The following is a 22,885-nucleotide window of genomic DNA, read 5'->3' as shown; positions in this document are numbered from 1 at the left end:
CTGGTCTGCCCCGGTGACGGCACTTCGGACCGTCACCGTCGACGGTTCCCCCGTTCACGTCCTGGAGAGCGGCACCGGTCCCGCGGTGCTGATGCTGCACGGCTCCGGACCCGGCACGACCGGGTCCGGCGCCTGGGCAACGACGGCGCAGGCGCTCGGCACGTCCTGGCACCTGGTGGCTCCGGATCAGGCGGGGTTCGGCCGTACGCCCGTCCCGGCGGGCTCCAGGGGCGGGCTCCGGCTGTGGACGGAACAGGCCGCGGGCCTGATGAATGCTCTCGGCATCGACCACTACGCCGTGGTGGGTCACTCCATGGGCGGCGCCGTGGCGCTGGCGTTGGCGGCCGCCCGCCCCCAGCAGGTCACCCGTGTCGTGGCGGTCTCGACGATGGGCGCCCCCGGGGCGCCGCTGTCCGCCGATCTCGACGCCGTCTGGGCCGCCCCGGCCGGCCCGACCGGGGCACGGGACATGCTGAGTCGCCTCGTCCTCGACCAGGCGCTCGTGACCGATTCGGCAGTCGATGCCCGTGCCGCTGCGATGCGAGCGGGGGCGGACGCCTTCGCGTCGTTGTTCCCTCCACCCAGGGCACGATGGGTCGACGACCTCACCCTCTCGGCGCAGACGCTTGCCGCGATCCGCGCGCCCGTGCTGCTCGTTCACGGCGCCGAGGACCGGGTCACCCCGCTCGAAACAGCAGCCCAGCCCCTGCTCGAACACCTGGCGGACGTCCGTCTGCACGTGTTCGGGCGATGCGGGCACGTGCCGGCGATCGAGCACCCGCACGAGTTCAGGCGACTGCTGTCGTGCTTCCTCGGCCGAGAGCGGGCCCACTGATCGCGCCGGCCGGCTCGCCGGCGCCCGAGCGGATCAGCCGGGTGCGCTGGCGCGACCGTACGACCAGGTCAGAGTCGCTCAGCCGGGGCGCCCGACGGGCTCCTTGGGCGGGCAGTTGTGGACGGCCTCGGAGAGGAGCTTCAAATGCGGTTGGTGGGCGGGCATGACGAGCCCCAGCTCAGCGATGGCGTTGACCCAGTGAGCCTTCTGGTCCGTGCTGATCCGGCCCTGGTTGGTCGCGATGAACCTCTGCGCGTCCTCGAACCGCCCGGACGTGATGTCGCTGATCAGTTCGAGCAGTTGGACGGTCACCGACACGGCGTCCGGCAAACCGCCGACAGCGGTGACCATCGCGGTCAGCCGGGCGGTGCTCAGGCCACCGTCGACAGTCGTCGCGAACTGCTTGGCGGTCTCCAGCTGCCCAACCGAACCGAGCAGCGTGGCGGGGCGATCCGCCTCGGTGGCGGTGGCGGTGGCGGTGGCGTAGTCGAAGGCGATATCGGCGTGGCCGGATACGCCGAGATCCAGGACGGGAGCGAACACGCTCAGCGCCGGCTGATCGGGCACCCGTTGGATCATCCGCTCGACCTGGGTGAGATGGGCGGCCATCTGCTCCGCCGACCAGCGTTCCCGCAGCCGGCGGAAGATCACCGGTGCGCTGAGCCGGATCAGCGCCGGGACCTACGGGGCCTGCCTCAGGACGTCGGCGCGAAGATCCCCAGCCGGTCAGAACGGCGAGAGCGGGTAGGTGACCTCCAGCACCGGGCCCCGCCGACGCGGACCGAAACTCGCCGTGAGCCACCGGTCGGCACTCGTCCGCACCGCGATCTCCGCCGCCACGTGGAACCGACCCAGCAGCGCCGTTCCCGGTGGCAGTTGGGCCACCAGTGTCAAGTCCCGCACATCGCCTTCGAGTGGATGGTTCGTCGTCGCCTGGAGCCGCCAGCCCACCTCCGAGAAGTTGATGCCGTAGCCGTACAAGCGACGGACGACGCGTACCCCGTTGCGCTCCAGGGAATTCTCCGCGGCCATCTTTGCGATCAGCTTGCCGATGCCGGCATCGGCCTCACCGCCCACCTCGTAGCTGTGGCCGGTGTACAGGCTGTACGGGAGTTCCTCGACCACCTCTGTCGGCTGGACGTCGTAGGCGGTCGGGCGGCTCATGGCCGTTTGGGTGAGCGGCGCGGCCCACAGCTCCAAGCTCAGTTCGGCGGCCACGAACACGCAGTCGCGGTCGGGCAGGAGAGTGATGGTGGGCCGTACGAGTTGGAAGCCGTAGCCCTCGGCGCGGCGTCGCTCCAGCTCCTTCGGGAGGGCGGACGACTCGGCCAGCACCTCGGCGAGATAGTCGTCGTACCGCGGCGCACCCAACCGGATCACGTTGCGCCTGCCGAGGAACGTGCGCATCTCGGCCTGGTCCTCACCCGGCCCCTTCGCTCCGTCCGGTTCGATCGGCACAAGCTCGACGTCGAGGTCGACATCGTTCACGCTCAGCTCCCCGTGGGTGTCGGTCATCGCCAGTCGCCAATCAGCACGAACGGCGCCCAGTAGAACGACGACCGCTCGCCGACCTGCGCCATCACCTGCAACTGGGCCTGGCGTAGTGCCTCCGCCTTGTCGATCCGGCCGCTCTCGACCCAAGCCTGCCGGAGATTCCGGTAGAAGGCCACCATCAGGGTTCGGGTTGTCTCCGCGTCGACCGACCAGAGGCTCGCGGTGACCGAAGGCGCACCGGCGTACAGGAAGGCGCGAATCAGCCCCAGCAGTTCATCGCCCTCACTGACCTGACTGATCGCGGTCTCGCACGCACTGAGACAGACCAGTTCGGTGTTCAGGCGCATCCGCATGATCTGGCGCGCGGTGAGCAGACCGTCGACGTCGGAAATCGTCCGACGTCGACCAGGAGTGGGACGCAGCTCTAAGCCGGATGACAAGGGGTAGTGTTCGTTGAATCGGGCGTGGCAGGAGAAATGGCAGACATCCTTGTCGGCACACAACTCCGCTATCGTTTCCGGGGAGATCTCGGTCAGCTCGACGGCCTCGGTGCCGAACAGTTCGGCGACCTCCTGTGCCTCCTCGGTGAAGACCGCGCCGATCGATACGCACGACTCCAACCGTCCGCTGCCCTTGGCGGCGTTCTGGCTCAGCGGCAGTAGCCCGGACACCGGGGCGTAGGCAACGGGATGCCGAGCCACCAGCGGTGCGCCGCCCACCAGAAGGGCGTGCAGGGGCAGTCCGTGGAGCAGCCGGTGTGGCACCAGGTAAACCAGGTCACCCGGACGCAGATGCTCAGCCAACGGTTCGGTCAGCACCTGGGACAGCGCGGTCCACCCGTTGCCGCCGGCGTTGCGGTAGCGCACAACCTGGCGCTGGAAGTCCGCGTACCCGACGCGCAACTCCTCCAGGGTCAATGGTCGCCGGTACGCGACCACGCTGGTCCACCCCGCTCGCATGAGGAACACCGTCAGCCGGTCACCCGACAGGAAGTACTCGACGAGCAGTACCGGCCGTCCCTGGGCGGCGAGCCAGGCCCGCAGCTCGGCGAGGCCAACCGGCGTTCCGCGCCGCATCGACACGTACTCCGGGTCGTACGCCTTCATCTCGTCGTAGACGACGTTGAGATCGGCGATATCCGCGGGCGGCGCAACGAGGTCCTCGTTCACCGCGTCCGCGACGGCGTGCTGGGCCGCGCGTAACCGGGCCAGGTGCTCCCGCTCTTGGGCCAGGAGTTCGGCGAAGCGCCCAACTGCCGGCTGTGACGGCTGCACGTCGGCCGTGGCGGCGATCTCCAGCAGTGCTCGAGACTTGGACATCTGCGCCACGGCGAACGCGTCGTCGTACGCGCCGCGCTCGGCCAGCAGGTCGGTCAGGGCCGCGTAGGCCCCGCCCTTGTTGTGTGCGAATCCGACCCGGTACCGGTCCGCGAGCGGAACCTGGACACGGGCCGCCTCGATCATGCCCACGGCTTCCGCAAGGTCCGCCTCTGCCGCGGCCGCGTCTCCGCCGTCCAGGCGCAGTTGAGCGCGCGAGACAAGGGACTGGGCGGCAAGTTCGATCAGGCCCGAGTCGCGCGAGATGTCGAGGCTCCGCCCCAGCGCGTCGCTCGCCGCAGCACGGTCGCCGAGCTTTCCGTACGCCATGGCCAGGTTTGCCAGTGCGACTGCTGCGCCAGGCAGGTCACTGGTCGCCTCCTTGCGGGCCAGCACCTCGGTGAGAATGTCCACCCTGCGCAGGGCCTCGGAATCCGGCACGAGGTTGGACAGGTTGAGCCGCACGCTGGACCACCCGGCCTCGTCCTGGATCTCCTGGTATATGCCGCCGGCGCGCTCCAGCAGCGCCTGGGCCGCCGCCTCCAGGGTGAGCCCGCGTGGCCAACTGGTCAGCGTCGGGTCGGCTTGGTACATGGCGTCGAGGATGGTCACGCGGTCGGCTACCGACAGCGGAACGCGTAGTGACCCTGTCGCCAGCTTGCCGAGCAGGACGCCAAGTGCGGACAGCTCGGTCGCCTCGCCGCGCTTGTGCCCAATGGACCGCGCCAGCCGGAGGGCATCGCGGGTCGCCTCGACCGCACCGCGGACGTCGCCGACCGTCTCGTACACCCGGGCGAGTGCGGAGAGGGCGGAACCCTCCCTCGTCCGCGCCAGCTTGCCGTCGATCGCGCGGGCGGAGCTGACGGCTTCGTGCAGGTCTGTCAGTGCCTCGGCGGTCCGACCCAGGCTGGACAGGTAGATCGAGCGGGTGATGAGCGCGGCTACCCGGTGCTGATCCTCGTCGGGCCGGGCAAGCATCTTGTCGCACCACCCGATTGCCGCCTCGAACCGGCCACGTTCCCCCTCTGCCTCGATGAGGATAGCCAGCAGCGAATAGTACTGCGAGGGATCATCCTGCTCGGTGTAGAACCGCAGCGCACGCTCCGCCCGCTCGACCGCGCGTTCCAACTCTCCGCTGGCACTGTGCACGACGGCTTCGAGGTGCCTGAGCATCGCCTCAGCACGCTCATCGGGGACGAGCCTGATCGCCCGTTCGGCCGCCGCGAGCCAGCGCCGCGCGTCGGCGAGATGCTCCGCGTCGACATAGGCCTGGTATTCGGCAGGATCGTCGCCGTCCAGACTGCGCAGGTACACGGCCTCACCCTGGCTGCCGATCACCACCGACGCCGCGCAGCCGAGAATCAGCTCGACCATGTCCGTACCGTCCGCGACGGGGTGCGCGGCCCACATCTCGACCAGCCGTTCGACCGGTTCGAGCGCCCTTGCCGTCTCGTTCCGGTGAATCAGCAGGCGACTGAGCGCCTGCAGGAGAGCCGGCACCCGTTGGGTCTGGCCGGCGTTGGTCCGGTGCTTCACGGCGAGTTCGAGGTGCGCCAGCGCGCCGTCGTCGTCACCCCGATCCAACAGGAGGTGCGCGATGCTCTGGTGCGTCGGCCCGAGCAGCGCCTCCCCGTCGCCTGACTCGGTCAGCAGTCCAACGGCCCGGCGGTACGACGCTAGGGCCTCGTCGTCTCGGTTCAGTTGACGCAGGACTTCGCCAGACATGCTGGCGACACGACCAGCCTCGAAATGATGCCGATGCGAAGTCCAGTACTCCATGACAACGGTGAAGTCCCGCAGTGCACCCGTGAAGTCATTGCTGACGTAGGCCAGCGCGGCGCGTTCCGAGAGGCACCGGTTACGTAGTTCGTCCGAGTCGATGACGTCGGCGATACGCATGAGCGTGGGCAGCAGCGCGCCCGCGAACCGGAGTGCCAGCGCGGACGGGTACGGAGAGGAGCTGTTGATGAGCGATCGCACCTCGGCCAGGCCCTGCTCGACCGCCTGCGGCGTGGCCAACTCCGGATGCTGGCGCAGCACCGCCGCGAACTCGGCTGGGTCGTCGGCGCTCAGCAGCGCCTGCATGCCGGTCTGCTTGACGATCAACCGGTCAACCTCGTCATACCAACGGCGTAGCCTTTCGGCGTCCACAACTCGCCCCTCTGCGGCGAGCCTCCCCACCGACGCAAGCACCGCCTCGGCCACTGAACGTTGCCGCATCAGCGGCCCGTACTTCTGTACGGCTTCGCGCCAGGAGTCGGGATGTTGCCCGCTCAACACGGCGCTAACGATGGTCTCGACGAGGGAGTCGCTCCCGGTCACCATGCCCTGCCTTGGCGTGGCGAAGGTGCGGTGCCCCGCTCCGGTGTGGAATTCACCCCACCCTCCAGGCCTTCGGGGTGCAGCCGGATCCGTCAACTCGACCAGCGAACGCGGCTGCCACCCCACGCTCGCGACACTCCCGCAGTACGGCCAGGTGGTCGGTCAGCGTCGCGACCGCGTCATCCAGGCCGTTGTCGTGGGTGCGGTCGATACCGCGCCTGAGCACGATCTCGGCCTCACGGGACAGCAGCAGGTCGCGGTGCGCTTCCACGGCCGCGCGGGCCTGCTCCCAGCTGCTGCAGTGCAGGAACAGGTCCATCGCGTGGCGCAGCGACGGGTCCCGGCCGCCGGCCAGCAGGTCGGGGTTCACGTCCACCACCTCAGGTAGCCGGTCCCGCTCCACCACGTACACATCGTTAGCGAGTCGGTCGTCCCAATCCGGGCCGAGTTGCCGGCTCAACGCCGCGAGCAGCATCTCGGCGTGCATGTCACGCTGTTGTGGGTTAGCGATAGGCACCGGTGAATACAGTACGGGTACCGGCTCGCCGGGTCGGTACACCAGAAGGGGCATGCCGAAGCTCATGATCACCCCGCAGTGCGGGCAGATCGCGCAATGCAATATGTCGTCCTTGATCCGCTGGACCAGGTCGGGGCGCTCCGTCGCATCGACGACGACGTGCAGCTCCGGGGCGTACGGGGCGCCGCAGCCGACGCATCGGGTCGGCGGGTACTGCGGGAGGCTCACATTTCTCGCCACCAGTACTCCTCACCGTGGACACCGTATGCGAGAACATTCTGCTATTTGCTACCAGACCCCCACGTTGGTCGACGTGAATCGGACAGACCGTCGGACGATCGACGCTGAGTGCCCGCCTTGCCGCCCGGTGTTGTGCTGTCCTAGACCACACGATGCCGGACCCGCCACACCACCACACCGATCAGGACCGCCGCGGCGGCGACGAACAGGGCCGCCTCTACGAACTGGAACGTTCAGAACCGGTCGGCCGGGTGGTAGACCCCGAACTGCTGGACGCCCCGCTCGTGCAGGAACTGGTTGAGGTTCGTGCCGGCCCGGTTGGTGGCGTCCTCCAGTTCGAAGTACTCGACGCTGCTCAGCCTGCGTCCGGCGGCGTCCGCGTAGCCGCGTTCGATCACCCAGTCGGCTACGCCGGGCACGAGCCGGTGCCGCGCCTGCTCCGTCGGCCCGCCGGCGGGGACCGGCCCCATGGTGGTGAGCGGCGTCGCGTACGCGGGACGGGCCAGCAGCGCCACCGACATCCGGGCGGCGAGGAACGCTCCGAACGCGACGCCGAACGCGGGCAGGCTGCGCCGCAGGATCGCCCCGGCGGCGGTGGCGACGCCGAACGCGAACAGCGCGTACGCCACCGGGACGAGTCCCTCCAGGTCGAAGGCGTCGTACTGGAACCGCCCCTCCCACGCGTCGAACGGCTGACGGAACCAGGTGAGCACGGCGGTGAACATCCCGGTGAGCGCGACGGTGACGCCGGCCAGCGCCACGAGCTTGGCCGCCAGCCAGCGCAGCCGCGGCACGGCCTGCGTCCAGGCGAGCTGCCAGGTGCCGTCCTCCAGTTCGCGGTCGAGCAGCGGTCCCGGACGGTCGGGACCGTCCGGGACCTCTAGGTGCGGGTGCGCCCATCAGGGCGGTCGATCTCAGCCGCGCGCGGCCCAGTCGCCGAGGGCCCAGTCGCGGACCTCGGGCATGTCCTCCAGGTGTTCCACCACGTACGTCTCGTGGCGGTCGAGCTGGCTCTGGCACCACGCCTTGAGGTCCGCGGCGCCGCGCGGGAGGCGCTTGGCGTTGTTGATGGCGTCCATCACGAGGTGGTACCGCGATGCCTTGTTGCGCACGGTCATGTCGAACGGGGTGGTGGTCGTGCCCTGCTCGATGAAGCCGCGGACGCGGAACCGGTCGGCGTCGGGGCGGCCGTGCACGAGCTGGTGGATCGCGCCGGGGTAGCCGTGGAAGGAGAACACCACGTCGACGTTGTCGGTGAACAGCTCGGTGAACAGGGTCTCGCTCATGCCGTGCGGGTGGTCCTTGGGCCGGACGAGGGTCATCAGGTCGACCACGTTGACCACGCGGACCTTGAGGCCGGGCAGCTTGTCGCGCAGGATCTGCGCCGCCGCGACGGTCTCCATGGTGACGACGTCGCCGGCGCAGGCGAGGACGATGTCGGGGTCGCTGGTGCCGTCGTCGGTGCCGGCCCAGTCCCAGACGCCCGCGCCGCGAGCACAGTGTTCGACAGCCTCGTCCATGGAGAGGTACTGCAGCTGCGGCTGCTTGTCGATCACGATCAGGTTGATGTACGACCGCGACCGGAAGCAGTGGTCGGCCACCGACAGCAGGGTGTTGGCGTCCGGTGGCAGGTAGACCCGGGCGACATCGCCGCGCTGGGTGAGCACCACCTGGATCAGGCCCGGCCCCTGGTGGGAGAAGCCGTTGTGGTCGTTGCGCCACGCCGTCGAGGTGAGCAGCACGTTGAGGCTGGGCACCTTCTCGCGCCACGGCAGGTTCTTGGCCTCCTGCAACCACTTGCCGTGCTGCACGGTCTGCGAGGCGCTGACCATGGCGAACGCCTCGTAGGTGGCGAACATCCCGTGCCGGCCGGTCAGGTTGTAACCCTCCAGCCAACCGTGGCAGTTGTGCTCGCTGAGCACCTCCATGACCCGGCCGTCGCGGCTGATCGCCACGTCCTCCGGTGTCACGCGCTCCATGAAGGCACGGTCGGAGACCTCGAAGACGCTGCCGAGCCGGTTGCTGTTGGTCTCGTCCGGGCAGAACAACCGGAACCGGTCGGCGTTGCGGGTGTAGATGTCGCGCATCATCTCGCCCAGCTTGCGCGTCGACTCGGCCCGCTGCTGCGCGGGCCGGGGCACGTCGATCGCGTAGGCCCGGAAGTTCGGCAGGTCCAGATCCCGGGTCAGCACCCCGCCGTTGGCATGCGGGCTGGCACTCATCCGCAGGTCGCCGTCGGGCGCCTGGTCCCGGATGGCCGCCACGGGCGTGCCGGCGGAATCGAACAGCTCCTCCGGACGGTACGACTTGAGCCAGCTCTCAAGCAGCGCGAGATGCTCGGGGTTGTCCTTGACGCCGGACAGCGGCACCTGGTGGGACCGCCACGTTCCGGTGACGGTGATCCCGTCGACGGAGTCCGGCCCGGTCCAGCCCTTCGGCGACCGTAGGACGATCAGCGGCCAGACCGGGCGGGTGCCGTCCCAGGAACCGTCACGGGCGGCGGTCTGAATGTCGCGGATCCTCGTCCAGGCGGTGGCGAGGGCGGCGGCGAAGCGGTGGTGCATGCCGGGCAGGTCGGAGCCCTCGACCTCGATGACGTCGTAACCGTGGCCGCGCAGCAGGGCGCGTACCTCCTCGGGGTCCTTGCGACCCAGCACCGTGGGACCGGAGATCTTGGCGTCGTTGAGGTGCAGGATCGGCAGGACCGCGCCGTCGCGTTCGGGGTTGAGGAAGGACACGCCCTTCCAGGAGCCCTCGAGGGGCCCGGTCTCGGCCTCGCCGTCGCCGACGACCGCGATGGCCAGCAGGTCGGGGTTGTCCATGACCGCGCCGAACGCGTGGACCAGGACGTAGCCCAGCTCGCCACCCTCGTGGATGGAGCCGGGGGTGGTCACCGACACGTGCGACGGGATACCGCCCGGGCTGGAGAACTGCCGGAACAGGCGCAGCATCCCGGCCTCGTCCTGGCTGACGTCCGGGTAGATCTCGCTGTAGGTGCCTTCCAGATAGCCCGCGGCCACCAGCGCCGGCCCGCCGTGACCCGGACCGGCCAGGTAGATCGCCTGCTGACCGGTGTGCCGGATCAGCCGGGAGACGTGCGCGTAGATCAGCGACAGGCCGGGGCTGGTGCCCCAGTGACCGAGCAGGCGCGGCTTGATGTGCTCAGCCGACAGGGGTTCGCGCAGCAGCGGATTGCCCTGCAGGTAGATCTGCCCGATGGTCAGGTAGTTGTTCGCCCGCCACCACGCGTCCAGACGAGCGAGTTCGGTGTCGTCGAGTTCGGCGAGCGTACGGAGTTCGGATACGGCCGCGGTCACTGTGGTCCTTTCGCTGATCTCGTCTCTGCCAGGACCCACGTTAGGCGCAGCCGTGGTCGGCCACCCGGGGCCGCAAGCCGGAAACCGAGGGACCTTCGGCCCCCAATACCCTGAGGTTCCCCCCGGATGTGGACAGCCCGGCGACCGTGGCCACGGGGAAGCCACGGTCGCGGAAGTTGTTCGGCTCACCGGTTGGACCTCCGGGGCCGCAGGTGCGGGAGCGGCAGGCTTCGCCACGCCCGGCGGCGACCGGGCAGCACCAGAAGGGCGAACAACCCACCGATCAGGGTGCCGATCGCGGCCACGATGAAGCCGATGTGCAGGCTGTCGGTGAACACCGGCGCCACCGCGTCGAGCAGCGGGCCGCGCAACTCCTGCGGCAGGCAGTTACGCGCCCTCGTGGCTCGGCCTACCAGTTGCGTCCGGTGGGCAGATCCGCCAGCCCGGGTGCCGACAGGTGGAGGACCTCGTAGCGTTCGGTGGCCGCCTCGTCGTGAGCGACGGCGCCGTTCCAGAGCACGAACCGCATCAGCTCCCAGTGCTGGGGGTCGATCGCAAGGGCTGCGGTGTGTACGTCCTCGTGTCGGGCCAGCGCGCGAAGGTCCTGGATCTCCTGGTCGATCGCGGCGGCCAGCCCCAGGCCGGTCCGGCCCGGATCCGAGTCGGCAGGGATCGGGGTGAGACGCCGCGAGGCTGCCTGAGGGAACGCCGTGCGTGCGGGGCCGGGGTGGCAGGCGACGCCGGTCCAGTGGCGGACCACCGGACGTCCGAAGTCGCGGATGATGTTCTGGAATCCGCCGCCGAGCAGGAAGTGGGCCATGGCGCCGATGTCGTTCCAGAGGTAGAAGGGGGCGTACTGGTTGACGGGGGAGTCGTTGATGCCGCGTTCACGGATGACGTACGCCTTCAGCCCCAGTCCGGCGCGGTCGTCGAGGAGATGGCCGCCGTCGGCTACGCGTTTGCGGATGATGCGCATGTCGTAGTCGGCGGGCAGGGTGATGTCGTACTGCTTGGCGTACACGGTGTCGCCTTCCCAGGTCGGTATGCAGCTGGCCAGGTGGGTCATGAAGGTGGCCGGCCTGGCTCCTGTGCCAGTGCCACTCGCCGGGATGGCGGCGCTACGAGCCGGCGGGCGCGACGTACGCGGCCAGCAGGTTCAGCACACCGGTGATCGCCTGGTCGAACGGTGCCGTGGAGTCGGCGGCGCGGGCCAGCACGTAGCCGCCCTGCAGAACGGCCACCACTGTCGCGGCGGTGGCTGTCGGATCCATGGTGGCGGCCAGCTCTCCGCGGTTCCGGCCCTCGGCCAGCACCTCGCTGAGGCGTTCGCGTAGCCAGGAAAGTGTCGCGTCGACCGGGGCGCGCAAGGTCGGATCGCCCATGACTTCGGGATCCTGAGTGAGGCGGCCGATGGGGCAGCCTTTGAGGACGTCCCGTTCGCGCCGCAGGTAGGCGGTGATCCGCTCCATTGCCGTGCCTGAGGTGGCGAACTGCGCCTCGGCCTTGGCCCGCATCTCCTCGGCCGTGCGGCTGATTGCCGCGAGCGCCAGGTCGGGCTTGCCGGAGAAATGGTGGTACATGCTGCCCTGGCCGGCCCCGGCTCGCTGTTGGATGGCCTTGGGACTGGTTCCGGTGTAGCCGCGTTCCCACAGCAGCTCCCGGGTGCTCTCGACGAGTCGTTCGACAGTGCTCATTCGAGCACTGTACCTACTAGTAGGTTCAGTGCTCGACGGTGGGACCGAGCGCCGAGCACGGCCGGTCAGCCCCGAGAACACGCCCGACGCCGGTGCCTCAGTCCGCGCCCTCGGTCTCGGCCAACCGGTCGGCAGGCGTCTGTGTCACCGGGTGACCGGTGTCGTCGACCAGCCCCGGCGCCATGCTGCCGCCATGGGCGTCCTGAACCTCCCGGGTGTCACGGGCCGCCTCGTCCTGCGGCACCCCGGGCTGCTCCCCGTCACGCCGTTCTTCCCGCTCGGTCATGGGCCTCCCCTTCCTCGGTCCTGACCAGCGGCGGTACCCGTACGAGCGGCAGGGAAACCGATCAACGGCCGGTCCTTCGTCCCGCCCGCCACCGGCGGGCGAGTACGGAGGTCCGTCGGCTCGGCTTCGGTCGGTGGCGACCGCGGCGATGACAGCGCGCGGACGACGAGTGCCGTCAGTCGGCCGACGAAGGTGCTCGATGTCCGTGACTGCGGCAGGCGTTCAGGCGGCGGCCCGGCTCAGGGGTTGCTTCTGTTGGTAATGGCCCAGCTCGATCGCCGCACGCGTCAACTCGGCCTTGTTGCTGACGTTGAGCTTCGCGCGAATCCGCTTCGCGTACGTGTTGACTGTCGCCGGTGACAGCCCCATGCGCGTGGCGATCTGCGCGTGCGTGAAGCCGGCGGCGATCAGGCGCAGCGTCTCGATCTCGCGTGGCGCCAGGCCACTCGTCTCCTCGCCACCGCCGCGGGCCAGCTCCTCCTGGAAGCGGCCGACCAGCCGCGGGCAGACGTAGAACCCACCACCCGCGATGACGTGCAACGCCTCGCGGATGTCCCGCTGCTCGGTGCGGTGGCCGACGCAGCCGCGTGCTCCGGCGCGTACCGCTGTCAACAGGCCGGTGCGCCGCCAGCCGGCGCTGACCAGCGGTGAGCCCAGCGACGCGGCCAGGGAGATCTCTGCGGCGTCGGCGTACTCCGGCAGGTCCAGGACCACAACGTCGTAGTGCCCCGCCATCTCCAGGAGCTCCTCGACCGTCGCGGCGGCGGCGGTGACGCGCATGTCGGCGGCGTCGGACGCGAGCTTCTCCAGGCCGGCCAGGGAAACGGGCTGCTCCGACACGACGGCGACTTCGAACACCCCGGGCTCCTTCGACTCGGCTACGCCCGCGCTGTCGCGCGGCCGCCCTAAGACGGACGATGTCGGGTCGCGGTTCACGCCGGCCGCAGAAAAGTGCTGCCGAGCGGGTCAGTCCGTGGGCGGTGCGGAGTTGATGTCGGCCGCGGCGTAGATCTGGGCGGTGTTGTTGAGCTTGGCGACGTACTGGCCGACCAGCTCGAGCACGCCACCGACGCCCTGTAGCAGCTGGTACTGGTTGTACTGGATCTGCTCGGTCTGCTCGGGGTGCGGGTCCTTGACGCTCGGGTAGTACTCGTCCGGGCCGGGAGACCACGCGGCGTAGTGGTTGCCCCCGATGGGGTCACCTGCGTGTTTGGAGACCTGGGTGGCCGCGTAGCTCGGGGCGTAGAAGATCCAACTGGCCCGCTGCATGACGCTGTCGCGGAACTTCTCGAACTCGTCGATCTCGGTCTGCGTCAGCTTGAGGATCCTGTTCTCGGCGTCGTGGATATCGCCGGTGCTGACCTGCCAGTCGCTGAGGTCCGGCTCGGGCACCGAGCCGTCGGCGGCCGGCAGCGGAGCGCCCTCCTCGGTGACGGGCTCGCCGTCGCTGTTGACCCATCCACCCTTGCCGTCGGACTGCGGGATGTCGCGGCCGTACTGGTCGACCGGGTTGCCCTCGGAGTCGACGTAGCCGCCCTTTCCGTCCGACTTCGGCGGCGTGAAGACGATCGAGGAGTCCTTGCCGTCGACGCTGCGGGCCTCCCGCCAGGTCTGCGTGAGATCGACGGGCACGGCGTTGGTTTCCATACCGCACTGTTGCGCGCGGGTGCGGACAGGTTCAACGTCCCCGAAGTGGGGTCTCGAAGACTGGCCGCATGCGCGGCTAGCGTCTCGGCGACGGGGTGGACCAGGAACGCAGCAGGGGTGACGAGTTGGCCGATTACAACCTGACGTCGACCGAGATCAACGTGTCACCGCAGACGATGCATCGGTACGCCGCGCAGCACATGAAGGTCGTCATGACCAACCTCGTCGAGCACTGGGACGCCGTCGGCAAGACCTGGGAGAGCCTCAAGCTCGGCTGGATCGGCGACAGCGCCGAGGCCGCTGACGAGTTCAACGCCCGGCTCAAGGACATCCAGGAGCGGCTGTTCGGCGTGCCGAGCGCCGACGGGCAGACAGTCGAGACGCCGGGCCTGCTCGACAAGGTGCGCTCCGGGGTCGTCGTCGCAGCCGCGAACTACAACAACGCCGAGCACTCCGTCACCGACATGTGGGACGCCTTCTGCGCCCAGATGCGGCAGGAGGCTGAGAGCACCGGCGACAGCGCGCCGCCGCCGAGCGACGACACCACCCTCGACCCGATCAAGGCGGACTACTCGGCCAACCCCTACCCGTGGCACAAGCCGGAGCAGAGCTGATCCGTGGGCGATTCGAAGGACGGACGTCCGGATCCCGCGGCGCTGCGCCAGCTCGCGAACGACTGGCGGGCCGAGGGCGACCGTCTGGAACTCCTCGGCGACAACGTGCTGGCCGCCTACAACGACGTCAAGTGGACCGGATTCGCCAGCCTGTCCGCGGACATCGCGACGAACATCGTCGACCTCAAGCTGCGCAAGATGAAAGACGCGGCACACGAGTTCGCGAAGTTCCTCGACGAGTACGCGGACAAGGTTCAGGAGCAGATCGACAAGGAGAAGGCCCGTACGATCATCGAGATCGTGCTGGCCATTCTGGGCATCCTGACCATGGGTCTCGGCGCCGTCCTCGGCCCCATGCTCGCGGCCCTCGGCCGCCTGCTGGCCGGCCTGCTCACCGCGATGAGCCAGGTCATGGGCAAGATCGTCACCGCGGTCATCGACGTCGCCATCGGCATGCTCGTCTGGGGCTCGCTGCAGGTCGCCATGGAGTTCGGCACGACGGCGGTGGTCTCCAGCATCATGGGCGTGCCCGCCGAGTACACCGCCAGCATCGCGATCAGCACCGTCATCGCCGGTGTCATGGGCGGTCTGTTCTCCATCCGGGGCGTCAACAACGTGCCGGTCAAGGGCTCGGCCACTGGTGCCAAGCCCGGTCCGATCCCCAGTCCCGCACCCACACCCAAGGGCGGTTCCAGCACCGACGTGACCACGAACGGCACGCTGGTCACCGGGCCGAAGCCCTACTCGAACACCACTGTGGACAGCAGCGCGGTGAGCATCGACGGGGTTGGCGCGAGCGCTACCACCATCGCCCCTCCGGTCGTCCCCGGCGCCGGCCGTGGCGCCCCCGTCACCGGCGTGGGGGACCAGCGGGTCCACTCCGGCGCAGGGTCGGTGGGCAGCGCCGGGCGTACGGTCGAGCACGCCAACCCGCAGGCCGCCCCCCGCACCGGGGAGACCATCACCACCCCGGCGACGCCGATGCCGCAGACCACCACCGCCGCGCCCGGTGGCGCCACTCCAGGTAAGACCATCAGCGCGCCGCCCGGTCCGGGGAAGGCCGGCACCTTCGAGGTGCAGACCGCCCCGCCCGGCACCGTCGCAAGTCGGCCGCCCACGGTGTCGGGAGCCGACACCCCGCCGGTTGCCAACCTCGATCGCGGCGCCAACCTGGACCGGCAGCCGCCGCGAGTCTCCACTGGTGGCGAGGTCCCCCCGCTCGCCTCGGTGGGCGGCCGCGGCAGTGTGGACCTGGGGCAGGTCTCGCCGCTCACGCCCCAGCCGTCCCGCCCCGGCAGTGTCGACCTCACCATCTCCGGCCACGGCGACCTGACCGCGACGCCGCAGCCGAAGACGGGCTTCGCGGGCGCCGACGTCGCCGCCTCGTCAGTCGACACGCACGGGCCGGGCCGTACCGTCACGCCGGACAACCGCGCGACGGGCTTCGCGGGCGGCCGGGAGGCCGTGACCGACGTGCCCGCCACGTCGACAGGCGGGAACGTCGTCAATCCGGCCACCGGCCGTCCGGATGCCGCCGGTACGACCCTCACGCCGCCGCATCTGGGCGAGAACGTGCCCGCGGGCGCGGCACCCCGGTCCGGCGCGGTCAACGCCACGCCGCCAGCGGTGCCGGAGCATGAGGCGGCGGCGGCCGGCGCGAACGCGGCGCGCGGCGGGTCGACTGCCGAAGGTGCGGCAACCGGGCAGAACCGCGGACTGCACTACACGACGACGAGCGGCCCCGCGGCTGTGCCGCACGGCGTCAACCTGCCGCCGGCGATGCGCCCCGGTGCGCTCCCGGACCTGCCCGCCGGCACCCACGTCACCGCGCCGCCCGCGCGCGTGGTGGGTGCCGAGCACCTGCCGTCGGCCACGCCGGGCCGGTTCCCGGACGCCCCCGTACACGATCCCGGTCGAGGCCCGGCCCCGGTCCGCGACGCGGTGTCGTCGTCGACCCCCGGTAACACCGCGGGCGTGAATGCCGGGCACGGGATTACGCCTCCGCGCGAGGCCGGCACGTCCGCTCCCGGCGTCGCGCGGCCCGGCGAGGTCGTTCCAACCCGCGACATTCCCGCCGGCACCGATGCGCCGCGGCCGGCGGAGGCCTCCACCACCCCGCGCAGCAGCACGGACCTGACGTCGACCGCGGCATCGCCGCGCACGGGCAGCCCGCAGCGCTCCACCGACGTCGGTTCGTCCACGGTGCGGCCCGTCGACTCCGGTCCGGACGCCAGCGCGGCGCGTCCGGCCGATGCCAGGACGCCGGCCGGACGCGCCGGCTCCGGCCCGCACGGCAGCGCACCCCGACTTGCCGACGTCGAGACGCCGACGGGTCGTCCGGTCGGGCCGTCGTCGCGGCCCGACGCGGCCGAGGTTCCGACCGCGACACCGCCCCGTCGGTCGATGTCGGAGTCCCCGGTGTCGGAGTCGTCGGCGACTGCGCGTGTCGATGCCGGGCAGGGCAGGTCGTTGGAGGAGCGGTTCGAGGCGTTGGGTGGGCCTGGCTCGAAGGGGTCGAAGGGATCGGATTCGACGTCGATCAGTGGGTTGGAGCAGCGTCTGGAGGCGCTGGGCGCCGGCCGGAGTTCGATGTCGCACCCGGACGCGTTGAAGGCGTTGCGAAGCGAGGAGCTCCAGGTCCCGAAGACCGCGCCGAAGGAACCCGAGTTGCCGGAGTTCCCGGCTGTGCCGACCGGCACGGAAAGGCAGCGAGCGCTCGTCGAAGATTTCGGCGAAGCGGCCGGGTTGCCACGGAAGGAGATCGACGAGCTGCTGACGAACCTGAAAGCCAAGTACGGCGACAGTGTGCTGGACAAGGGCGCCGATGCGGCCGCGACCCGTGAGCTGATCAAGGACATCGGCGTACGGGCGGGGATGGACCCGAGCGTGGCCCGCGGCTTCGCCGAGCGTGCGACATCACCGAACACCGCCACCGCGCAGGTGTCCCGCGCCGAGTTCCGAGCCGAGATCAGGGCGTTCGCGGATGACAACCGGATGATCGAGCGTCTGGTCAACCTGCGTGTCGGACGGGCCGAGGACCTCGGCGTCACGATGACGCAGGGCCCCCGTAGGGAGCTGACCCAGGCACTGCGGGCCGGCGACGAAGCGGCATCAGCCAAGATCAGCGGTGACCTCGACCGCGCCATCGAGGTCCGGACGACCACGGCGAAGGCGACGCACGACAATGCCATGGAGAACCTGGAGCGCCGGGTGAAGGAACTCACTCAGTGGCGCGCGGACCGGGAGGCCATCGCCGCGTCGGACGCCGCCGCCGAGAAGGCCGCCCAACAGAAATTCACCCAGGACTTCCGCGAGGGACCGCTCGCCGAACTCACGTATCGTGTCGGCGCCGCCGATGGCGCGAGCCCGGCGAAGGCCATGAACCTCCGCTCGCCTGCAGAGCCGACGCGAGTCGAACCGTCGGCGCGGCAGCGACACGACGACATCGTGGCCTCCGAAAAGGAGTGGGCGCAGTACCAGCGGGACCCGCAGGGCGGTGAACCGGAGCTCCAGCTCGAGACGCCACCGCATCAGCGGGAGTTCGACGAGCTGCTGGCCTCGGCCGATGACCTCGGTGCCAAGGCCGGGCTGTCGCCCGCTGAGATCACCCAGATCCGCGGGGACATCCAGGCGCGCTACCGCGAAACCCTGTCGTTGGACGAGGCGAAGCGGACGCTGCTGGAGAACACCGCCGTACGGGCGGGAATGGACCCGGATCGTGCGGCGACGCTCGCCGCGCGCGACATCGACGGTGGCGTCGGTGGCGGCAACGCGCGGCAGGTGTACGGCGACGAACTGGAGAAGCTCGGGGAGGGCAACCACCTCATCGACCGCTATGTGCGGCTGCTCGACGACGACTTCCGGCGCTTCGGGCTGCCGTTCGACGACGCAGCGCGGGAGCGGCTGACGCTCGGGTTGCGGCAGGGGGACGAGGCCGCAATCAGGGAGGTCACCGACCCGCTGGACGAAGCGCGGACCGTCGCGGACCAGCGTGCGACCCGGATCCAGGACCAGGAGCAAGAGGATCTCGAAGGCCGGCTCGAGGCGCTGGGGAAGCCCAGCGAGCGGCCTGCATCGGCGGCGAAGGTCGAACCGGTGGAGCCCACGCCGACGCCTGCGGCGACGCGTACGCCGGAAGAACTCGAGGCCCTGGCAACCGTGCGGGAGGTGTTCCGCCGGGACGTGCTGCCCGAGTTGCACGCCGGAACCACGCTCAAGCCCTCGCCCGGTCCGCGGCCCGAGCCGTCCGTCTCGGACCGCATGGGTCGCACCGACGAGATCACCGACCCGGAGATCCGGGCGCGGGACGAGGAGCACCAGCGGCAGGTGCAGGAGTTGACGCCGCCGGCAGACGTGCCCGAGCTTCCGGTGCTGCCCACGGTGCCGACCAACGGTGAGAGGCTCGACTCGCTGCAAACCTTCGGCAAGGGGCTGGCCGAGGACGCGGGGCTCGACGACTCCGCCACCACGCAGCTGCTGAAGACCATCGAGGACCGGTGGGGCTCGTCGCTCCTGGACGACACCAGCGCCGCCGCGGCGCGCAGGACGCTGGTCGAGGAGATGTACGGCCGCTACGACCTCACACCGAACAAGGTGCGTACCCAGGACCTCGTCGGCGGTGACGCCGAGCTGCGTGAGCTGGCTCGGGCGGGCTTCCGCGCTGAGCTCATGTCGGCGCAGGAGACGAAGGGCCTGGGCGACCGGCTCGCCGACCTCACGATGCCGAACGGCTACAACCTCGCCGATGACTTCGTGAACAGCGCCCGGAGCAGGCTGGCGGAGGCGTACCGCTCGGGCGACCCCGACGCGGCCGGCCAGGTTCACCTGGAGATCGCGGAGAAGGTTTCCGAAATCACGGCGAAGCAGCACGCCGACGAACTGGCTGCGCGGGCGGTCCAGCAGACCGAGGTGAACCGGGGCGCCTTCGGCAAGGTGATGGACGACCTCACCGCACGGCTGAACGCGGAGGACGTCAAGCCGCTGCCCGGCAAGCAGACCCGGCCCGAGAGCATCCTGCCGGAGGGGCCGGGCGAGGGCCTTCTCATGGCGAAACCGCAGCCCCGCGACCCGAACGCCACGCCGCCGACTGCGAGTCGTGCTGACGTGTCCGACGATCTGCCACGCGGCGGGACGGATTCACCGACGCCTGTCGAGCGGGCCGAGCAGAACATTGAGGGCCGGAACGTCGCTGCCGCCGCGGCTGAGCGCGACCTGCACGCGGCCGGCCTCGACCCGGACAGCCGATTCCGGGCCGGGGTGGCGGAGTTCCGTACGGCCAATCCTGAGGCGCGCTTCGACGTGGACGCCGTCCGAGCCGAATACGACGCCCGCATCGTCGACGCCTGGCGCGACAAGCCGGAGGCCGACTCGTGGAGCCCGCACGTCGCCGCCGTGGCATCCGCTCTGCCGCAGATCATCGCGCAGGCCGTCACCGAGGGCGTGCCGACCGCGACCGTCGACGTGGACGAGCCGGTCGTGACCGTCGCCGACGCGGAGTTCACTGTCACGCTGGACGCGCTGCGGGACCCGGAGTCGCTCCCGTCCGCGGTCCGGGACCTGTTGCGGGACCGGTGGATCGGCGATCCGGCGCGATTCGCCCGGGAACTTGAGGCGGCCGAGATGGCCGACGACCTCTTGACCCGTGCGGTGGGCGTGGTGGACTACGACTACGGCTTGGACCTGCCCACAAGCGTGCTGGATGGCATGCGCCCCACAGTCATCGCGGATGTCCTGCACCACCACGACGTCATCCGGTACCAGGGCGACGACGCACGCTTCGCCGAGGACGGCGGCCGCGAAGCGGTGTGGGAGGCGTACGAGGACCGGCAGTTCACGAGCATCAAGGCTGACGTGATCCTGGCGCGTAAGGCCTGGATGGCGGCGCAGAGCGCTGCGGAACAGTTCCACCGACTGGTAGGCGCGGGCACCACGGACGCGTTGAATCTGGACCTGTCGGAGGTGTCCCTGCGCGCCCTCGGCGAGCGGTTCGCCGCCGAGCAACTCGCCCTGCGCGGGAATCACTTCTACGGCTTGGAGGACCTCCAGCGCCAGGCGTTCCAGGAGCGACTGGACGCGCTGCTGCACCCGGTGGACGAGATCGCGGCGCTCACCGACGCCGAGCGGGCGAAGCGCTGGCAGCAGGAGGCGAGTTCCCTGCAGGCGCAGTACGCCCAGCGTCTGGAGACGGCCCGGCTGGCCGAGCGGCACCGCCCGGACCTGGTCGCTGACTTCGACACCGTGCTCGCTCATGCCGTGGCGGAAACCGAGCGCACCGGCGTGGCGACGCTCGACGGGCTGCGCCCGGGAGTGCTCGACGCGTTCCGGGCGGACTTCGTCACCACCGGCCGGCGGTGGTTCGAGGAGGTGTTCGCCCCAGCGGTCACGGCGGGTGTGCGCGGGTACGACGCGCTCTTCGTCGACGCCGAGGCCCAGTGGGGCCACCAGTACGAGCACCTGCGCACCAGCATCCGCCAGGAAGCCTTCGTGCACCTGCAGTCGCACCGGCACGACGCCGCGTTGGACGCCGCAGCTGCGAACCACAGGGTGGTGTCCGCGGAATCCGGCCGGGATCCGCTGCCGGAGTCGGCCTACACGATGGCCCGGGAGGAGTTCCTCGCCGCCGCCGGGGCGAAGCTGCGTGCGACGGTGAAGGAGCAGCTCGACCCGTTCGCGAAGAGTCAGGGCGCACACTGGGACACCGTCGCCGCCGAGATCGAGCGCGATATCGCGCGCTATTTCGACGACGAGAAGCTGCGCGAGTACGGCGCCCGCGCCGCGACGGCCGACGCCGACCCGAGCGCCCCGGCACTGCCCGAGTCGGCGGGGACACCCGGGACCGCGTACGACAGTGCGGCGGCACCGATCCTCGAAGCCGTACGCGCCGGGGTGTCGGCGGCGCTGCACCGCGACGGCCGGGAGGTCCCGGCCGACGTCCGCGATCGCATAGCCGGCGAGATCGAGGCGGTGCTGCGCGAGGCGGGCACCACGGCCCGAGCCCGCGCCGAGCGGGGCGGCAACACCGAGATCGCGGTCGCGGCGGCAGTCGCCGAGTTGGCGGAGCGTACGGCAGACCTCGCCCAGTCGGTGCCCGCACGCCTCCTGCACCACGCGCAGGTCGGCGCCGAGCTGCATCACGCCGAACGTGCCTTCGAGGGCCTGCTGGCCACCCGCGACGCGTTGCCGTCGAGCGTCGTCGCGACGCTGTCGGTCGCCTTCGCGTACGAATGGCTGACCCGCTACGACAGGCTCTTTCGAGGCGCGACGAGCCAGGGCGAGGCCGCCGCGACCGAGACCGGCCTGCGGGATCTCGCAGAACGGGTGAGCATCGAGCTGCCGAACCACGACCTGCTCAGCCCGGCCGCCCTGCGTAAGGCGCTGCTCGACGCGGCCGCGACGCTGCCCGGCGGTTCCGCGGCTGTCGGTTCGGGCCTGCTGCTGCGCCAGCCGGGCGCCCCGCCGGTGAACGGGATGGCCATGGTCGCGGACTCCTTCGTCCCGATCCCGGGGGAGCAGCGTGTCATCGTGGCTCCCGGCGCCGACCTCGCCGGCTTCCTCACCGAGGTCACCGGCCGGGTCACCGACCCCGCACAGCGCGCCAAGATCGTCGTGCATGCCCCGACGGTGCCCGAGGCGGTGCTCAGGACGCTGGGCAACCGCTACGGCGTCACTGTCGCGTACACCGAGCGGCCGACCGACGCGCGGCAGGCACGCCGGGCGGTGCCGGTCACCGCGGACGGTACGCCGACCCTGCAGCGCTGGGCGGAACACTGGCTCGTCCGCCCGGCCACCCAGGAGACCCCGCCGCCGTACGGGCTCCGGCAGGGCAGCCGCTCCGGGCTGTTCGAGCTGCCCGAGGGCTGGGTGCTGGAAGACCTGCCGCAGCGGGTGTGGGCACGGCCCGCCGGGTCGCCCGATCCGGAACTCGCCACACGGGTCCGCTCGGGTTCCGACGGTGGGAACGCGTCGATAGTTGTCGGCGTACCAGGCGTGCCGGTCCCCGAGGCCGTCGCGCGGGCCGGTCTCGACCTCATCGAGCGCCTTCCGGTCGAGCCGGGGCGGCAGGGGGTGCAGTGGCTCAGCCCGCTCCCCGAGGTGCAGCGCCCGCCCGTGCCGATGCTTCAGAGCGCGCCCGAGCTGGACGCGACGTCGGGTGGGCTGACCGGCGTACCGACAGTCGACACGCACGCCGGTCCGGCTCACGACGCCCTGACCACGCTCCGGGCCGCGGGTCACGGGGACGCCGCGGCAGCGTTCCTGGCCGAGCCGGACGCGGCGGCGCGCGACCGGATACTGCTCGACCTGCTCGGTGCGGGCGACGCCGTCCGCGGGGCCCTGCCGGAGCTCCATCTCGGCCTGGCGAACCCGGATCGCTCCGATGTGGCGCTGGCGGCGGTCCTCGGTTACGCCCAGACGGCGCTGCGCGGCGAGCCGGTACCTGCCGACCGGGTCCTGGGCGCGGCGAACGGCCTGTCGGTCGGGACGAAGAGCCCGCTGATGAACGCCCTGCTGTCCCTCGCCGGCCCGGCGAGCGCGAACCGTGCGGTGCTGGCCAGCCTCGCCGAGCTGGTTTTCGACTGCCCGTGACGAGGTCGCCGGCGAGGGCG

15 protein-coding genes are annotated in these 22,885 nt (G+C 70.5%); 3 read left to right on the top strand and 12 right to left on the bottom strand.

The genetic code is table 11. The features are described from left to right. The first annotated feature begins 13 nt into the window (after positions 1 to 13). Complete coding sequence (locus ACLQ27_RS06590) at positions 14 to 835, top strand: alpha/beta fold hydrolase (RefSeq protein ID WP_425865914.1); 822 nt, start codon at positions 14 to 16, stop codon at positions 833 to 835. Between the two features lie 78 nt (positions 836 to 913). Here ACLQ27_RS06590 and ACLQ27_RS06585 read toward each other — a convergent pair whose 3' ends face one another. From ACLQ27_RS06585 to ACLQ27_RS06530, 12 genes are all read right to left on the bottom strand, one after another. Next, positions 914 to 1,486 carry a hypothetical protein gene (locus tag ACLQ27_RS06585; RefSeq protein WP_425865913.1) on the bottom strand — a complete coding sequence of 191 codons (573 nt, stop codon included), beginning with the start codon at positions 1,484 to 1,486 and terminating at the stop codon, positions 914 to 916. A gap of 75 nt (positions 1,487 to 1,561) precedes the next feature. Next, positions 1,562 to 2,350, bottom strand: a complete 789-nt coding sequence (locus tag ACLQ27_RS06580; RefSeq protein ID WP_425865912.1) for a hypothetical protein — start codon at positions 2,348 to 2,350, stop codon at positions 1,562 to 1,564. Further along, complete coding sequence (locus ACLQ27_RS06575) at positions 2,347 to 5,967, bottom strand: CHAT domain-containing protein (protein ID WP_425865911.1); 3,621 nt, start codon at positions 5,965 to 5,967, stop codon at positions 2,347 to 2,349. The genes ACLQ27_RS06580 and ACLQ27_RS06575 overlap by 4 nt, the downstream gene beginning before the upstream one ends. 52 nt (positions 5,968 to 6,019) lie before the next feature. After that, the gene (locus ACLQ27_RS06570; RefSeq protein ID WP_425865910.1) at positions 6,020 to 6,724 is read right to left on the bottom strand and encodes a CpXC domain-containing protein; all 705 of its coding nucleotides are present in this window, start codon (positions 6,722 to 6,724) and stop codon (positions 6,020 to 6,022) included. Between the two features lie 233 nt (positions 6,725 to 6,957). Continuing rightward, the gene (locus tag ACLQ27_RS06565; protein ID WP_425865909.1) at positions 6,958 to 7,518 is read right to left on the bottom strand and encodes a hypothetical protein; all 561 of its coding nucleotides are present in this window, start codon (positions 7,516 to 7,518) and stop codon (positions 6,958 to 6,960) included. A gap of 120 nt (positions 7,519 to 7,638) precedes the next feature. Continuing rightward, positions 7,639 to 10,041, bottom strand: coding sequence for a phosphoketolase family protein (locus tag ACLQ27_RS06560; RefSeq protein ID WP_425865908.1), 2,403 nt, complete (start codon positions 10,039 to 10,041; stop codon positions 7,639 to 7,641). Positions 10,042 to 10,226: 185 nt separating this feature from the next. Then, positions 10,227 to 10,379, bottom strand: a complete 153-nt coding sequence (locus ACLQ27_RS06555; RefSeq protein WP_425865907.1) for a hypothetical protein — start codon at positions 10,377 to 10,379, stop codon at positions 10,227 to 10,229. Positions 10,380 to 10,450: 71 nt separating this feature from the next. Continuing rightward, positions 10,451 to 11,107: a DUF4865 family protein gene (locus ACLQ27_RS06550; protein ID WP_357493035.1), complete on the bottom strand. Its 657-nt coding sequence runs from the start codon at positions 11,105 to 11,107 to the stop codon at positions 10,451 to 10,453. Between the two features lie 52 nt (positions 11,108 to 11,159). Next, positions 11,160 to 11,735, bottom strand: a complete 576-nt coding sequence (locus tag ACLQ27_RS06545) for a TetR/AcrR family transcriptional regulator (RefSeq protein ID WP_357493033.1) — start codon at positions 11,733 to 11,735, stop codon at positions 11,160 to 11,162. A 97-nt stretch (positions 11,736 to 11,832) separates the two neighbouring features. Then, a complete protein-coding gene (locus ACLQ27_RS06540) occupies positions 11,833 to 12,021 on the bottom strand; it encodes a hypothetical protein (protein ID WP_357493031.1) in 189 nt (62 codons plus the stop codon). Between the two features lie 222 nt (positions 12,022 to 12,243). Further along, positions 12,244 to 12,879 carry a response regulator transcription factor gene (locus tag ACLQ27_RS06535; RefSeq protein WP_425865906.1) on the bottom strand — a complete coding sequence of 212 codons (636 nt, stop codon included), beginning with the start codon at positions 12,877 to 12,879 and terminating at the stop codon, positions 12,244 to 12,246. A 108-nt stretch (positions 12,880 to 12,987) separates the two neighbouring features. Beyond that, entirely contained in the window at positions 12,988 to 13,668 is a 681-nt protein-coding gene (locus ACLQ27_RS06530; protein WP_425865905.1) for a hypothetical protein, read from the bottom strand. Positions 13,669 to 13,763: 95 nt separating this feature from the next. Between ACLQ27_RS06530 and ACLQ27_RS06525 the strand changes: the two genes are divergently transcribed. After that, entirely contained in the window at positions 13,764 to 14,282 is a 519-nt protein-coding gene (locus ACLQ27_RS06525) for a hypothetical protein (protein ID WP_357574266.1), read from the top strand. Between the two features lie 3 nt (positions 14,283 to 14,285). Beyond that, complete coding sequence (locus ACLQ27_RS06520) at positions 14,286 to 22,865, top strand: hypothetical protein (protein WP_425865904.1); 8,580 nt, start codon at positions 14,286 to 14,288, stop codon at positions 22,863 to 22,865. Positions 22,866 to 22,885 lie beyond the last annotated feature (20 nt).

This window comes from Micromonospora sp. DT63, assembly GCF_049841615.1.
GTDB lineage: Bacteria > Actinomycetota > Actinomycetes > Mycobacteriales > Micromonosporaceae > Micromonospora.
This window is presented reverse-complemented; position numbering and strand designations above follow the sequence as displayed.